The organism is Paenibacillus aestuarii (assembly GCF_027789125.1).
In the GTDB taxonomy this organism is placed as follows: Bacteria; Bacillota; Bacilli; order Paenibacillales; family NBRC-103111; genus Paenibacillus_E; species Paenibacillus_E aestuarii.
Genome location: NZ_JAQFVF010000033.1, coordinates 116943 through 130527, shown reverse-complemented (window position 1 = coordinate 130527; position 13585 = coordinate 116943). Strand labels below are relative to the sequence as shown.

The 13585-nt window shown below is 53.7% G+C and carries 10 protein-coding genes; 5 read left to right on the top strand and 5 right to left on the bottom strand.

The window, feature by feature from the left end:
* Positions 1-11 precede the first annotated feature (11 nt).
* The 3 genes from O9139_RS15720 to O9139_RS15710 all read left to right on the top strand — a co-directional run bounded on the left by O9139_RS15720 (position 12) and on the right by O9139_RS15710 (position 2336).
* On the top strand, positions 12-1028 hold the full coding sequence (locus O9139_RS15720) for a M23 family metallopeptidase (protein ID WP_270880414.1): 1017 nt from the start codon (positions 12-14) through the stop codon (positions 1026-1028).
* Between the two features lie 2 nt (positions 1029-1030).
* The gene (locus tag O9139_RS15715) at positions 1031-1498 is read left to right on the top strand and encodes a bactofilin family protein (RefSeq protein WP_270880413.1); all 468 of its coding nucleotides are present in this window, start codon (positions 1031-1033) and stop codon (positions 1496-1498) included.
* 97 nt (positions 1499-1595) lie between these two features.
* Complete coding sequence (locus O9139_RS15710; RefSeq protein ID WP_270880412.1) at positions 1596-2336, top strand: HAD family hydrolase; 741 nt, start codon at positions 1596-1598, stop codon at positions 2334-2336.
* Between the two features lie 90 nt (positions 2337-2426).
* Here the strand turns inward: O9139_RS15710 and O9139_RS15705 are convergent, their stop codons facing one another.
* Together O9139_RS15705 and O9139_RS15700 are read right to left on the bottom strand one after the other, a co-directional pair.
* Positions 2427-3371 (bottom strand): ABC transporter permease, encoded by a 945-nt coding sequence (locus O9139_RS15705; protein ID WP_270880411.1) that lies wholly within the window; start codon positions 3369-3371, stop codon positions 2427-2429.
* A complete protein-coding gene (locus O9139_RS15700) occupies positions 3355-4272 on the bottom strand; it encodes an ABC transporter ATP-binding protein (protein WP_270880594.1) in 918 nt (305 codons plus the stop codon). Before O9139_RS15700 ends, O9139_RS15705 begins: the two co-directional genes overlap by 17 nt.
* A gap of 195 nt (positions 4273-4467) precedes the next feature.
* On the opposite strand from O9139_RS15700, the gene O9139_RS15695 reads away from it, so the two are divergent.
* Both O9139_RS15695 and O9139_RS15690 read left to right on the top strand, forming a co-directional pair.
* The gene (locus tag O9139_RS15695) at positions 4468-5670 is read left to right on the top strand and encodes a sensor histidine kinase (RefSeq protein WP_270880410.1); all 1203 of its coding nucleotides are present in this window, start codon (positions 4468-4470) and stop codon (positions 5668-5670) included.
* A gap of 70 nt (positions 5671-5740) precedes the next feature.
* Positions 5741-6445: a response regulator transcription factor gene (locus tag O9139_RS15690; protein ID WP_270880409.1), complete on the top strand. Its 705-nt coding sequence runs from the start codon at positions 5741-5743 to the stop codon at positions 6443-6445.
* 65 nt (positions 6446-6510) lie between these two features.
* Here the strand turns inward: O9139_RS15690 and O9139_RS15685 are convergent, their stop codons facing one another.
* The 3 genes from O9139_RS15685 to gltB form a co-directional block, all read right to left on the bottom strand.
* The gene (locus O9139_RS15685; protein WP_270880408.1) at positions 6511-6906 is read right to left on the bottom strand and encodes a hypothetical protein; all 396 of its coding nucleotides are present in this window, start codon (positions 6904-6906) and stop codon (positions 6511-6513) included.
* Positions 6907-7185: 279 nt separating this feature from the next.
* Positions 7186-8670: a glutamate synthase subunit beta gene (locus tag O9139_RS15680; RefSeq protein WP_270880407.1), complete on the bottom strand. Its 1485-nt coding sequence runs from the start codon at positions 8668-8670 to the stop codon at positions 7186-7188.
* Positions 8671-8691: 21 nt separating this feature from the next.
* Positions 8692-13284: a glutamate synthase large subunit gene (gene gltB, locus O9139_RS15675; protein WP_270880406.1), complete on the bottom strand. Its 4593-nt coding sequence runs from the start codon at positions 13282-13284 to the stop codon at positions 8692-8694.
* Positions 13285-13585: the final 301 nt, after the last annotated feature.

The following is a 13585-nucleotide window of genomic DNA, read 5'->3' as shown; positions in this document are numbered from 1 at the left end:
ATTTAGCCGTTATGAAGCTCAAGTGGAAACCCAAAAAGCTGACATTGGTCATCATTCCCGATGCCAATCAATCTGTTGTCAGGTTTCGCATTCACCATCTGTTTGCTTATATAGCTGCTGCGTGTTTCTCCGTGCCACTGCTCATTGCCTTGGTCGTATACGGATTACACGCGCATACCGCCCACACGGCCAGCGAGCTTCGGATCAAGTTGAACGGGGCCAATCAACTATGGAGCGCAGAACTGTCAAGCAAGAACGAAACCATTGAACAGCTCCAAAACGAAGTTATCCAATTGTCCCAAAAGGCCGAGCTCATGAAGGTCAAAGTCGAAGAAATGAAAAAATTGGAGAGCGATCTGAAATCGATTGCCCAATTGGATTCCAGCTCATCTCCTACTAAAGACCCATCTTTATCCGATACAGCAGCATCCAATGATGCCGTCGCCTCGCTTCCCTTAGGGATGGGCGGAAGTCCGAATCCCGCCACCCAAGAGGAGATCATGAAGCTCGGTGAGCAGACGCTTGCCTCTCTCACGGCGATGGATTCCGACGTGAAAGAGCTGCAAACCAGCTTCACCGAAACGAAGCAAAAGGTTGCGGTCAAGCAGCAGCAGCTGCGGATTACGCCGACCATATGGCCTACGAATACGAAGCTGGTTACCTCGCCGTTCGGTTATCGAACCGACCCGATCACCCACCATCCCAGCTTTCATTCGGGGATCGATTTCGGAGCCAGAGAGAACGACTCCGTCTTTACGACCGCTGACGGCCAAGTGGTCAGCACCGGGACAGACGCTTTTCACGGCAATAACATTGTCATCGAGCATTCCAAGGGCTTGCGCACTTGGTACATGCATCTCAATAAAATTTTAGTCAAACGCGGAGATACCGTTGCTAAGGGAGACGTCATCGGTCTTGTCGGATCAACAGGACGCAGTACAGGACCTCATCTCCATTACGAAGTGCTCAAAAACGGGGAAAGTACAGACCCCATACCTTATTTGAAAGCGATGCGAAAGGATGACTAACCATGTTTAAAAGCAAGAAATACGCCTTCAATCCCAATACGACAGATACGCTGATTGGTGAAGGCACGACGTTTGAAGGCCGGGTCAAGTCAGAAGCCAGCATCCGGATCGAAGGCACGATTACGGGCGATGTCGAATGCGCCGGAGATGTCATCGTTGGTGAGCATGGCAGTGTGAAATCCAACATTAGCGCCAGAGATGTGATCCTGGCCGGCAGTGTCCAAGGCAATGTGACGGCCAAGGGCAAGCTCACCGTCACATCGACAGGGTCCTTGCTCGGCAATATCCAGGCAGCCTCCTTTATTATCGAAGAGGGCGGCCTCTTCCAGGGCAACAGCAAAATGGCGGATGCGAAGACCGTTCCCGATCTACCTGAGAAGAAGGAGCCTGAACCTGACAATAAACCGGCAGCTGCAGCCGTACCTCCAGCTTCGAGCGGTGCATTTGGCGGTCAACCTATCGCCTTGTAACGGTAACACAAAGACTGCCCAGGATAGTCTCAGGAGCTGCGATCATGCTATAATGGGGAGTGAACCTTATTTCTGGCTGACGCAGGAGACCATTACTATGAAAGAACAAACGATTCTTTTCGATCTCGACGATACACTGGTTCACTGCAACAAATATTTCGATTTCGTGATCGACCAGTTCGCCGATCTAATGCTGACATGGTTTTCCGGCCACCAATTGAAGACGCAGGATATCAAGCAGAAGCAACTGGAGATTGATCTCGAAGGCGTTCATATTCATGGCTTTAAGCTGGATCGGTTTCCCAAATCGTTCGTTGAAACCTATCATTGGTTTTCGCGCCAATACAATCGGCTGATCAGTCCGAAAGAAGAAGACTGGCTGCTGCAATTAGGCCACACGGTTTATGAATACACGGTCGAACCTTATCCGCTGATGAACGAAACGCTGGAGACCCTTCAACGCGCCGGACATAAGCTATATCTTTATACAGGCGGGGACGCCTCCATTCAAATGAAAAAAGTGAACGATAGCGGTTTGCACAACTATTTTGATGACCGCGTCTTCGTCACCATCCATAAAACCAAAGAGTTCATGAACACGCTCTTGCACGAACAAGGCTTCAACCGCAAGCTGACATGGATGATTGGCAACTCGTTAAAAACGGACGTGCTTCCTGCCCTACATGCAGGCATCCACTCGATTCACATTCCTGTTGAGCAGGACTGGGCCTTTAACAATGCGGTGATCGATATTGAGCCGACAGGCGCATTCTTGAAGCTGGATTCCCTGCAGGATGTCCCTGAAGCGATTGAGACTTATGTGCGAAAATCATTATAACTTTGGCGAGCATCGTAAATAGCCGTTCCCTGCCTAGTAAAGGCAAGGACGGCTTTTTTCATTCGTGCCTGGCTGCACGTGTCCGATCCGTTATGCTGCGATATCGCGTCTGCGGAATATTTCCCAAGAAAGGATGTTAAACAACAGGAAATAAAAGATCAGTACAGTGATGGAGAAGCCCATTGTCATGCCTTCTTCCAGCGGTTTGCCTTCCAAATAAGGCGTCAAATCGGTGTTGGCGAATAAGAAGTACTTGCCCCAGCTGTACCGCATCAAGAAAAAAGTGATCACTTGTCCCATGAACATGATGAATATGCTGAGACCGATCGCCAGCGACGAGCTGCGGAATACGGTTGAGATCATAAAGGCAAGTGTGACAATCATGACTAGCTGGATCAGTTTGAGCCCGTATGTCGCCAGCACGAACAGCAGCATGCTGCCTTCCCGCACGGAACCGTCGGCCTGAACAGTCAAATGCGGCAGGCCAATGTTCTGGAAGCCGTACAGGATACCGTTCACGATCAACGCTGAGACAAACAAGGTGACCAGCAGCGCAGCGGCAAACAACAAGGTGGCAGCATATTTCGACGCTAAAATTTTCGCGCGGGTTGCGGGACGGATCAGCAGCAGCTTGATCGTTCCCCACGTGAACTCGCCTGCAACCATATCCCCAGCGATGATGACTGTAAATAATGTGACGATCTGAATGAGGCCTGCCGCACGCTCCACGCCGCCCCACAGGGTCGTCTCCATCGGCGGCTGATTATGGTCGAGCGCATATTGCTGCAGCGCCATCTCGTCCCTCAAGCCAATCTTGAATTTAGCTGGGAGATCAGGATTGTTGATCTCCTGTTGGTTATGCTCGATTGTCGCCTTCGCCGCTGCCCGCCAGTCGTGGTCAGGATTCGCGCCCGCGTGCGAGAATGTCGCAAAAGTCACGACGATGGCGAGTAACAGCAAGCCCATGATCCACGTCCGCAGCCGACGGTAAATTTTCATATTTTCATTTTGAATGAGATTAAGCAATCTGATCACTTCCCGTCATTTCCAAGAATTGCTCTTCCAAGGACTTCGCTGTGCTGCGAATGCCATAGACGCGGATGCCCGCTTCGACGAACCGCTTGTTCCAATCGGCAATCTGCGGCTTGTCGAAATTCACGACCAGCTCTCGGCCATCGCTCGCAGCCTCGACATTCGCCTCCTCCAGCATCCGCCTCGCCTGATCCAGCGGCTCCAGATCAAAAGCAACCCGCTGGCGCTCCTCCGCCTGCACGTAATCCCCAATCTGACGGACGTCCACCAGCTTGCCGTTCTGAATGATGGCGACGCGGTCGCACATCAGTTCCATCTCGGCCAGCAGATGGCTCGAGACGATCACGGAGATCCCGTCTTCGCGGGTGAGCCGCCGCAAATGGTCGCGCAGCTCACGAATCCCGGCCGGATCGAGCCCGTTGGTCGGCTCGTCTAGGATAAGCACGGACGGCTTATGCAGCAGCGCCTGGGCAATACCGAGCCGCTGACGCATACCGAGCGAATACGTTTTGACTTTATCGTGGATGCGGTTCTCCAAACCGACCAACGTAATGACCTCTTGAATGCGATCCGGCGAAATGCCGGGAATCATTCTGGCGTAATGCACGAGATTATGGTATCCGCTAAGAAACTTATACATCTCAGGGTTCTCCACGATCGCGCCGACATGCCGAATGGCTTGCTCAAAATGCGTACGAATCGAGTACCCGCCGATGCGGATATCTCCTCCGGTAATCGCCATTAATCCGACCATCATGCGAATCGTCGTCGTTTTGCCTGCGCCGTTAGGCCCGAGAAATCCGAACACCTCGCCTCGTGGGACATCAAAGCTTAAGTTATCAATAATCGTTTTGGATCCGATTCGTTTCGTTACATTTTGGATCTCGACAATAGGTTTATGCATATCCGTATGAGTCAACAGGAATCCTCTCCTTTGCAGTTTGTATTAATTGTACCGCACGCCCGCAACTGTTCCCAGTGACGGGGTCATAATGCGGTCATAGCGAAAGTCATACGTGTTCATGACTGAACTCACTATGGATTTGCACCATTTTTAGGTACAATGAGCTTATAAGCTTATCGGCAGAGGGGTTAAACTATGGTCCAAAGACGAGAGTGGCATAGTGTCGAATGGTCGCTATTTATTGTGCTGACCGGTTCCACGCTGCTCAGTTTGTTATATGTGCTGCTGCACATGCAAGAATTCGAGCAGATTTCCGTCATCTTCACCGTCATCGCGCTTCTCCTTTCCTACGCATTGCCGCTCTTGTTCTGGCGCCCTCATTATATTAACGCAACTTTCTACCCGATTGTTGTGCTCGTGACAGACGCGCCTCTACAAATCTATCTATCTTGGATGCAGCAGGAAGCCTACTCTATTATTAATTGCCCATTAATGGTCATTGGATTCCTCACCGATCGAAAAAATGCTTGGTGGATCGCTCCTTTTTTCCTTGTTGCGATGCCGGTATCCTACTATTTCATTCTCCATGCAGGGATGGGGCTCGGCGATTTGTTCAGCCAAATCTTGAATGCCTTCCTTTTCTATGCCATCGGACTGAGCTTGCAGCGCGTCGTCACCTCCAACGAGGAAACGAAGAAACTGCTGGCGGAGAACCAGCGTCAATATCAGCTGATCCATGAGCAGAATAATGCCCTGGAACAGTATGCCAATCAAATTGAACAGCTCACCCTCCTGGAAGAACGCAATCGGATGGCACGGGAGCTGCATGACACGGTTGGGCATACTTTTACTTCCGTTATCATGGGAATGGACGCCGTCTCGTACCTTATTGAAGCATCACCGTACAAAGCCAAGGAAAAGCTCGACGTACTCCGGGGCGTTACCCGGAACGGCCTTGAAGAAGTGCGCCGCAGCATTCATCAGATGGTCCCGGGCGGAGCGGACATGCTGCTGGCGCAGCAATTGACCCGCTTGGCCAACGAGTTTGCTTTGCACACGGGCACCAAGATCGATTTCTCGACCACTGGCGAGGAATTCGACATTCCCAAGCAGACCAAGCTCACCTTGATCCGCTGTCTACAGGAGTCGCTGACGAACGCCAAGCGGCACGGGCGCGCGACTTCCATTGAGATCGTACTTGCCTATGGCGACGATGAGGTTGGCCTGCGCATTGAGGATGACGGAATCGGCGCCAAGCAGCTCAAAGCCGGCTTCGGCATCAACGCCATGCATGAGCGGATTTCGGCTCTGCAAGGCACGCTGCAAGTCAGCTCAACGCCCGGTCAAGGGACCATCGTCTCCTGTCAGGTTCCGGCGAAGCGCTATCCGTCGTTGTAACTGCATTTTCGAACGTGTTCCGGCCATGCTACAATGAACATAAATATCAAGCTCTTAGGAGGACTTACCCATGAGCTCGCAACCGTTAAAGCTGCTCCTGGTCGATGACCAGGATTTGATTCGAGAAAGCCTGCACATCGTGCTGGACATGGATCCTGATATCCAAGTCGTCGGACTCGCCGAAAATGGCCGCGTGGCTATTGAGCAATGCGAAGCTCAGCAGCCGGACGTCGTGCTGATGGACATCCATATGCCCGTCATGGACGGCGTCGAGGCGACCCGCCAGATCAAGACGCAATGGCCGGGCATCCGCGTCATCATCTTGACTACCTTTCAGGAGATCAACTACGTCGTCGATGCGCTCGGTGCGGGTGCCGAAGGCTACCTGCTTAAAGCGATTCACCCGAAAGACTTGGCCGCCGGCATCAAATGGGTGCACCAAGGCGGGACGCTGATTCCGCAGGATATCGCCAAAATGCTCGTCGAGCAAGCGCGCGGAGCGCAAGAACCGCAAGAGCGCGAGCCTGCTTCGTCGGGGGCTGCGCCGTCCAAAGCGGCAGAGGAAACCGCGCGAGTCGATGTGTACGGGCTGAGCGAGCGCGAAATGCAAGTGCTGCACTGCATTGCGGACGGGCTCAGCAACAAGGAGATCGCCGATAAACTGTACTTGTCCGAAGGCACAGTGAAAAACTATATCTCTAGCGTCTACTCCAAAATGGACGTCCGCGACCGAATTCAAGCCTCGAAGAAGGCCCATATGGAAGGACTTCTGTAAAACACCAAAGCCGCACTTCCTGCTGTCAGGAAGCTGCGGCTTTTTGAGGTCGGAGGACGCGCAAATTAATCGAAAAGCTTCTCCAAAAACGTTTTTCTACGTTTGCGGATTTTTCGGTAACTCTTGACGCGCGAATAGGTTGGAGGTGGAGACTCTTCCAGGAGTTCCGTATCTGCGAAATTCTCGCTTAGAGGGGTCTCCTCTCCCGGCTCAGTGTCAGGATACTGCTGTTTAAACAACCGCAGCAGTTCTTCCTGCTGCTTGCGCTGACTCTCCATCTGCTCATGAAGCTCCGCTTGGAGGTCATGAACTTTGCCGGCAAGCAGCAACACCGCCCTCTGCAGCGCCATCAGGTGCTCCGCCCCAATAGGCTCGTCCGAAGCGAGATCCCGCAAGCCTTCACCATGGGCAGCCAGCAGTGCATTTAATTCCCTACGTGTTAAGAGCTCCTCCTTGTTCATGCGCGTCCTCCTGCTCCGTTCTGTTTTGGCGGCTGGGCAGAAGCCAGCCTGCCTGCTATTTCCATTGTACATGATGTGCTCAAAATGTTCATCTTTTTGCTTACAAGGATTGACAGTTGAAGGAGGATCGGTACTCCGAGTTAAGCTTCTTGCTCGACGTTAAGCATGACTGCCAGGCTTTTGCTCGCTAGTTAACGTCATTAAACAGCGTAAAGCCGCCGGTCCCGAAACAAAAAAACAGCTCCAAGCAGTACCTCTGCCTGGAGCCAGCCACCTTATTTATGGGAGATTCGAAGCTCCCATCAAATACCGATCAACCTCGCGAGCCGCAGCTCGGCCTTCGTTGATCGCCCAAACGACCAGGCTCTGTCCGCGACGCATGTCGCCGGCTGCGAAAACCCCCGGCTGATTCGTCGCGAATCTGCCGTATTCCGCCTTGGCGTTGGAGCGCTCATCCCGCTCCACGCCGAGTTGATCTAGGACCGTATGCTCCGGTCCTGTGAAGCCCATGGCGACCAGCACGAGCTGCGCCGGATACACCTTCTCGCTGCCCGGCACTTCCACCGGCACGAACTGGCCCTTCTCGTTCTTTTGCCACTCGATCAGCACCGTGTGCAGCTCTTTCAAGTTGCCGTTCTCATCGCCAACGAATTTTTTCGTATTGATCAAATATTGACGAGGATCTGCCCCTTGCAGCGCTGCCGCTTCTTGTTGACCATAATCCACTTTATGCACTTTCGGCCACTCCGGCCAAGGATTGTTCGCCTGCCGGGTATCCGGCGCTTTGGGCATAATCTCGAACTGCGTAACACTTTTGGCTTTATGGCGCAAAGAGGTGCCCACACAGTCCGTTCCCGTATCACCGCCGCCGATAACGATAACATCCTTGCCTTCGGCCGAAATATACGCGCCGTCGGCATGCTCGGAATCCAGCAAACTTTTTGTGTTTTTACCCAAAAATTCCATCGCCAAATGGATGCCTTTGAGCTCACGGCCTTCGATCATCAGATCGCGGCCTTTCGTTGCCCCGCCGCAAAGCACGATGGCGTCAAACTCCTCTTGCAGCTTCTCAATCGGATAGTTCACACCGACGTGCGCATTCGTAATGAACGTGATGCCCTCAGCTTCAAGCAGATCGACACGGCGCTGCACATACTTTTTGTCCAGCTTCATGTTCGGGATGCCGTACATAAGTAGACCGCCGATACGGTCGGCGCGCTCGAATACGGTCACCCAATGGCCCGCTTTGTTCAACTGCGCTGCGGCAGCGAGTCCGGACGGGCCGGAGCCCACGACGGCAACCTTCTTGCCGGTGCGGATTTCCGGCGGTTGCGGTTTAATCCAGCCTTCGGCGAAACCTTTATCGATGATCGCTTTTTCGATGCTTTTAATCGCCACCGGCGAATCCTTCAAACCTACCGTACAAGAGCCTTCGCAAGGAGCCGGGCAGACACGGCCCGTAAACTCCGGGAAGTTGTTCGTCTTGTGCAAACGGTCAAGCGCCTCCCGCCATAGCCCGCGATAGACCAGATCGTTCCATTCCGGGATCAGGTTATTGACCGGGCAGCCCGCCGCCATTCCGCTGATCAGCTTGCCGGTATGGCAAAAGGGAATGCCGCAATCCATACATCTGGCGCCTTGCGTTTGCAGCTTCTCATCCGCCAGCGGCGTTGCAAATTCCTTCCAGTGGCCAATCCGCTGCAGAGGAGTCGTTTCCGTCGCGACTTCGCGTTTATATTCCATAAAACCAGTGGGTTTACCCATTGCGCTAATCCTCCTGAGATTTTAGTTTCCGCCGATGCGGGATACGTCCTTCGTATTCGCTTCAAATGCGACCATGATCGCTTCCTGCTGACTAAGGCCGGAACGTTTTACTTTCTCGATCGCGTCAAACATCCGTTTGTAGTCTTTCGGAATGACCTTCACGAATTTCCAAACGTATTCATCCCAGTGGTTTAATACGCGATGCGCCACACTGCTGTCGGTAAACGTTGCATGGTGCTGGATCATTGTTTTCACTTCATTCATTTCGTAGGCTTCTTCCAGCTGTTCCAGCAAAATCATTTCTTTATTCACCTTACTGGCAAAATCGCCCTTCTCATCCAGCACATAAGCGATCCCGCCGGACATGCCAGCTGCAAAATTGCGACCCGTAGTACCAAGCACAACTACGCGTCCGCCAGTCATATATTCACAGCCGTGGTCGCCTACGCCTTCCACTACCGCCCGGACGCCGCTGTTTCTGACACAGAAGCGTTCGCCAGCGATACCCCGGATATAAGCGTCCCCATCCGTAGCGCCGTAGAAGGCCGTGTTGCCGATAATGACATTTTCTTCCGGCACAAAAGGCGCCTGGCCAGGCGGGAAAATGGCCAGCTTGCCGCCGGATAACCCTTTGCCGACGTAGTCGTTGGCGTCACCCTCTAGCGAGAGCGTGATGCCTTTCGGTACGAAGGCGCCAAAGCTTTGGCCGGCAGAGCCGTGAAAATGCAGACGAATCGTATCGTGCGGCAAGCCCTCCGCTCCATAACGGCGCGTCACTTCGCTGCCGACAATCGTACCGACGACGCGGTTGGTGTTGGCAATCGGGAGAATCGCATGCACATGCTCCTTGCGTTCCATTGCCGGCTCACAGAGGCTAAGCAGCTGTGTCACATCAAGCGAGCGTTCGAGCCCATGATCCTGCTGCTCTGTACAGAAGCGGCCGACTTCCGCGCCCACATCCGGCTGATGCAGCAGCGGCGTAAGATCGATGCCTTTAGCTTTCCAATGCTCAATCGCTTGTTTAGCTTCCAAAATATCCGTGCGCCCCACCATCTCTTCGATCGTACGGAAGCCCAGCTGCGCCATCCGTTCACGCACATCCTGCGCGATAAACGTCATGAAGTTCACCACATGCTGCGGATCGCCGGCAAATTTCTTGCGCAGCTCCGGATTTTGCGTGGCGACGCCGACGGGGCACGTATCCAAATGGCAGACGCGCATCATGACGCAGCCAATCGTAATCAAAGGTGTTGTGGCGAAGCCGAACTCCTCAGCACCGAGCAGCGCTGCGATTACAACGTCGCGACCGGTCATCAGCTTGCCGTCCGTCTCGACGGTGATCCGGCTGCGCAGTTTGTTCAGCACGAGCGTCTGATGCGTCTCGGCAAGCCCCAGCTCCCACGGCAGTCCCGCGTGGCGGATACTCGTCTGCGGCGATGCGCCTGTTCCTCCGTCGTAGCCGGAAATGAGAACCACGTCCGCTTTTCCTTTGGCGACGCCGGCGGCAATCGTGCCAACGCCCACTTCGGACACCAGCTTGACGCTGATCCGTGCGCGCGGGTTGGCATTCTTGAGATCGTGGATCAGCTCGGCGAGATCCTCGATCGAATAAATATCGTGATGCGGCGGCGGCGAAATCAAACCGACGCCTGGCGTCACCCCGCGGACCTCGGCGACCCATGGGTACACCTTCGTTCCTGGCAGCTGGCCGCCCTCGCCGGGCTTGGCGCCTTGCGCCATCTTGATCTGAATCTCGTCAGCATTGACGAGATAATTACTGGTGACGCCGAAGCGGCCGGAAGCCACCTGCTTGATGGCGCTGCGGCGAAGATCGCCGTTCGCATCCGGCGTGAAGCGCTCCGGATGCTCGCCGCCTTCGCCGGTGTTGCTCTTGCCGCCGATGCGGTTCATCGCAATCGCCAAAGTCTCATGCGCTTCCTTGCTAATCGAGCCGTAGGACATGGCTCCGGTTTTGAAGCGCTTAAAAATCGATTCGATCGGCTCCACTTCTTCGATCGGAATCGGTTGGCGGCCTGCTTGGAAGCGAAGCAGCCCGCGCAAGGCCATATATTTTTCATCCTCACGGGTGATGAATTTCACGAAGCTTTTGTACATCGCATAGTTGTTCGTGCGCACAGCCGTCTGCAGCGCGTGGATCGTTTCCGGCGTGTACAGATGCTCTTCCCCGTCCTTGCGCCACTGCAGGTCGCCGCCTGTATCCAGCACCGGATCGCGGCCTTCCTGTTCGGTAAACGCACGATGATGACGAAGCAAGGCCTCCTTGGCGATCACATTAAGACCGATACCGCCCACAGGCGTAAACGTCCATGTAAAATATTTGTCAACCAGCTCCTGGCTCAAGCCAATCGCTTCAAAAATTTGCGCCCCCCGGTAGCTCTGGATCGTAGAGATCCCCATTTTGGCCAAAACTTTGACGACGCCTTTCGTGACAGCTTTGATATAGTTGTACGTCGCTTTGTCATGGTCAACGCCGACAAGCTGCTTGCGGCGAATCATGTCATCGAGCGTCTCCAGCGCCAAATAAGGATTAATCGCCCCTGCGCCATAACCCAGCAGCAGCGCAAAATGGTGCACCTCACGCGGTTCACCGGACTCCACGATCAGGCTCACCTTAGTGCGCGTGCCTTCGCGGATGAGGTGATGATGCAAACCGGAGGTCGCCAGCAGGGCTGGAATCGGCGCCTTGCGGCCGTCGACACCACGGTCGGACAAAATCAGCAGTGTCGCGCCTCCGTGAATCGCTTGATCAGCTGCCGCATACAGCATTTGCATGGCGTTCTCCAAGCCTGCCGTGCCTTGATCCGCTTCGAACAGGATCGGCAGGGTAACGGTTTTGAAGCCGCTCCGCTTGATGTGACGCAGTTTTGCCATCTCATCGTTCGTGAGGAACGGCGTCTTCAGGCGAATTTGCCGGCAGCTCTCCGGTTCCGGCCGAATCAGATTGCGCTCCGGTCCGATCGTCGTGCCCTGCGCCGTAATGATTTCCTCGAAGTTGGCGTCAATCGGCGGATTCGTTACTTGCGCAAACAGCTGTTTGAAGTAGTTGTACAGCAGTTGCGGCCGATCCGACAGGACGGCCAGGGGCGCGTCCGTCCCCATGGAGCCAATGGGATCTACTCCTGTTTTGGCCATAGGCTCGACAATTTTGCGCAGCTGCTCAAATGTGTAGCCAAAAGCTTGCTGGCGCTGCAGCACTGTATCATGGTCAGATCCCAGCACGATCTCCGCCTCATCGAGATCCTCGAGACTGATCAGGTGCTGGTTCACCCAGTCGCGGTATGGCTGCTCGCCGGCAATCCGGCTTTTGATTTCGTCGTCGGAAACGATGCGTCCTTCCAGTGTATCCACCAGGAGCATACGGCCTGGACGAAGACGGTCTTTGTGCACGATACGTTCTGGAGCGATATCCAGAACGCCGACTTCCGAAGCCAAGACGATCAAGTCGTCGTTGGTGACGTAATAACGCGACGGGCGCAGTCCGTTCCGGTCGAGCACCGCTCCGATGAGGCTGCCGTCGGTAAAAGCGATGGCAGCAGGGCCATCCCACGGCTCCATCAATGTGCTGTGGTATTCATAGAACGCTTTTTTGGCATCGTCCATCGTTTCATGCTTGGACCACGGCTCAGGAATCATCATCATGGCCGCATGCGGCAACGAGCGTCCGGCGAGCATCAGAAATTCCAGCGTGTTATCAAACATTTGCGAGTCGGAACCATCGGTATCAATAATAGGAAGAATGCGTTTGAAATCGTCTCCGAACAATTCCGTTTCACACATCGCCTGACGGGCATGCATCCAGTTCACGTTGCCGCGCAGCGTATTGATTTCGCCGTTATGAATGAGATAACGGTACGGATGCGCCCGTTCCCAGCTCGGGAATGTATTCGTGCTAAACCGCGAGTGAACGAGCGCAAGCGCCGTCGTCACGCTTTCATCTTGAAGCTCCACATAATAAGCATCGACTTGCTCAGGCGTCAACATGCCTTTATACACAATCGTTCTGCTAGATAAGCTGGAATAATAGAATGGAACGCCGCTATGAACCTCGCGAATTTCGTTCTCTGATCTTTTACGAATCATATACAATTTGCGTTCAAAATCCAGGTTGCTCTTTACAGACGGATCTTGCCCGATAAAAACTTGGCGCACAAACGGCTCCACGGATTTGGCGGATTCCCCTAGTGTGCTGTTATCTGTCGGCACCGTTCTCCAGCCGAGAAACTGCTGCCCTTCCTCTCTTACGATGCGCTCCACTACGTTCTCGCAGGCTTGGCGCGCCTCCAAATCTTGCGGCAAATATACCATTCCTACACCGTAGCTGCCCGCAGCGGGAAGCTTGATGTTCTCCTGCCGGCAGGCAGCCTGAAGAAAAGCGTCCGGAATTTGCATCAAAATACCTGCGCCGTCGCCCGTGTTTTTCTCGCTACCTTGCCCTCCGCGATGATCCAAATTGCAAAGTACACGCAGCGCTTGCTGAACAATCTCATGCGATTTGACCCCTTTGATATTGGCGACGAAGCCAATGCCGCAGGCATCGCGTTCAAACTGGGGATCGTACAATCCTTGCTTGGGAGGTAACCCGTTTCTTTTCATCGTGTGCACCTTTCTCTTCTGGTTTTTGGCAGAACTTTGTCGAATGTACGCTTTAAAGCATTAAAATGTCGACACATGACAAAAACTATTTCACCCAAGAAGAGATAGCCCCAAGCTGCTAGTTGATGAAATAGTCGCAATATTTTTTATATTATATTAACACTAGAAAACTTAATGATCAATTTAAAAATTTAACAAAATGTAAGGGTTTTCTATTAATAGAAAAGGGGGTTGGGCGTGAGGCCTGAGGGGACAGGCGCGATCTGCGGCGCGTGTGGCGGCCGGTACTCGGCGGGTGGCG

What these genes read in the sequence shown, in the direction of transcription:
- O9139_RS15700 (WP_270880594.1), bottom strand. Translation starts at nt 4,272, where the DNA reads ATGCATAAACCTATTGTCGAGATCCAAAATGTAACGAAACGAATCGGA.
- gltB (WP_270880406.1), bottom strand. Translation starts at nt 13,284, where the DNA reads ATGAAAAGAAACGGGTTACCTCCCAAGCAAGGATTGTACGATCCCCAG.
- O9139_RS15680 (WP_270880407.1), bottom strand. Translation starts at nt 8,670, where the DNA reads ATGGGTAAACCCACTGGTTTTATGGAATATAAACGCGAAGTCGCGACG.
- O9139_RS15720 (WP_270880414.1), top strand. Translation starts at nt 12, where the DNA reads ATGAAGCTCAAGTGGAAACCCAAAAAGCTGACATTGGTCATCATTCCC.
- O9139_RS15710 (WP_270880412.1), top strand. Translation starts at nt 1,596, where the DNA reads ATGAAAGAACAAACGATTCTTTTCGATCTCGACGATACACTGGTTCAC.
- O9139_RS15695 (WP_270880410.1), top strand. Translation starts at nt 4,468, where the DNA reads ATGGTCCAAAGACGAGAGTGGCATAGTGTCGAATGGTCGCTATTTATT.
- O9139_RS15690 (WP_270880409.1), top strand. Translation starts at nt 5,741, where the DNA reads ATGAGCTCGCAACCGTTAAAGCTGCTCCTGGTCGATGACCAGGATTTG.
- O9139_RS15715 (WP_270880413.1), top strand. Translation starts at nt 1,031, where the DNA reads ATGTTTAAAAGCAAGAAATACGCCTTCAATCCCAATACGACAGATACG.
- O9139_RS15685 (WP_270880408.1), bottom strand. Translation starts at nt 6,906, where the DNA reads ATGAACAAGGAGGAGCTCTTAACACGTAGGGAATTAAATGCACTGCTG.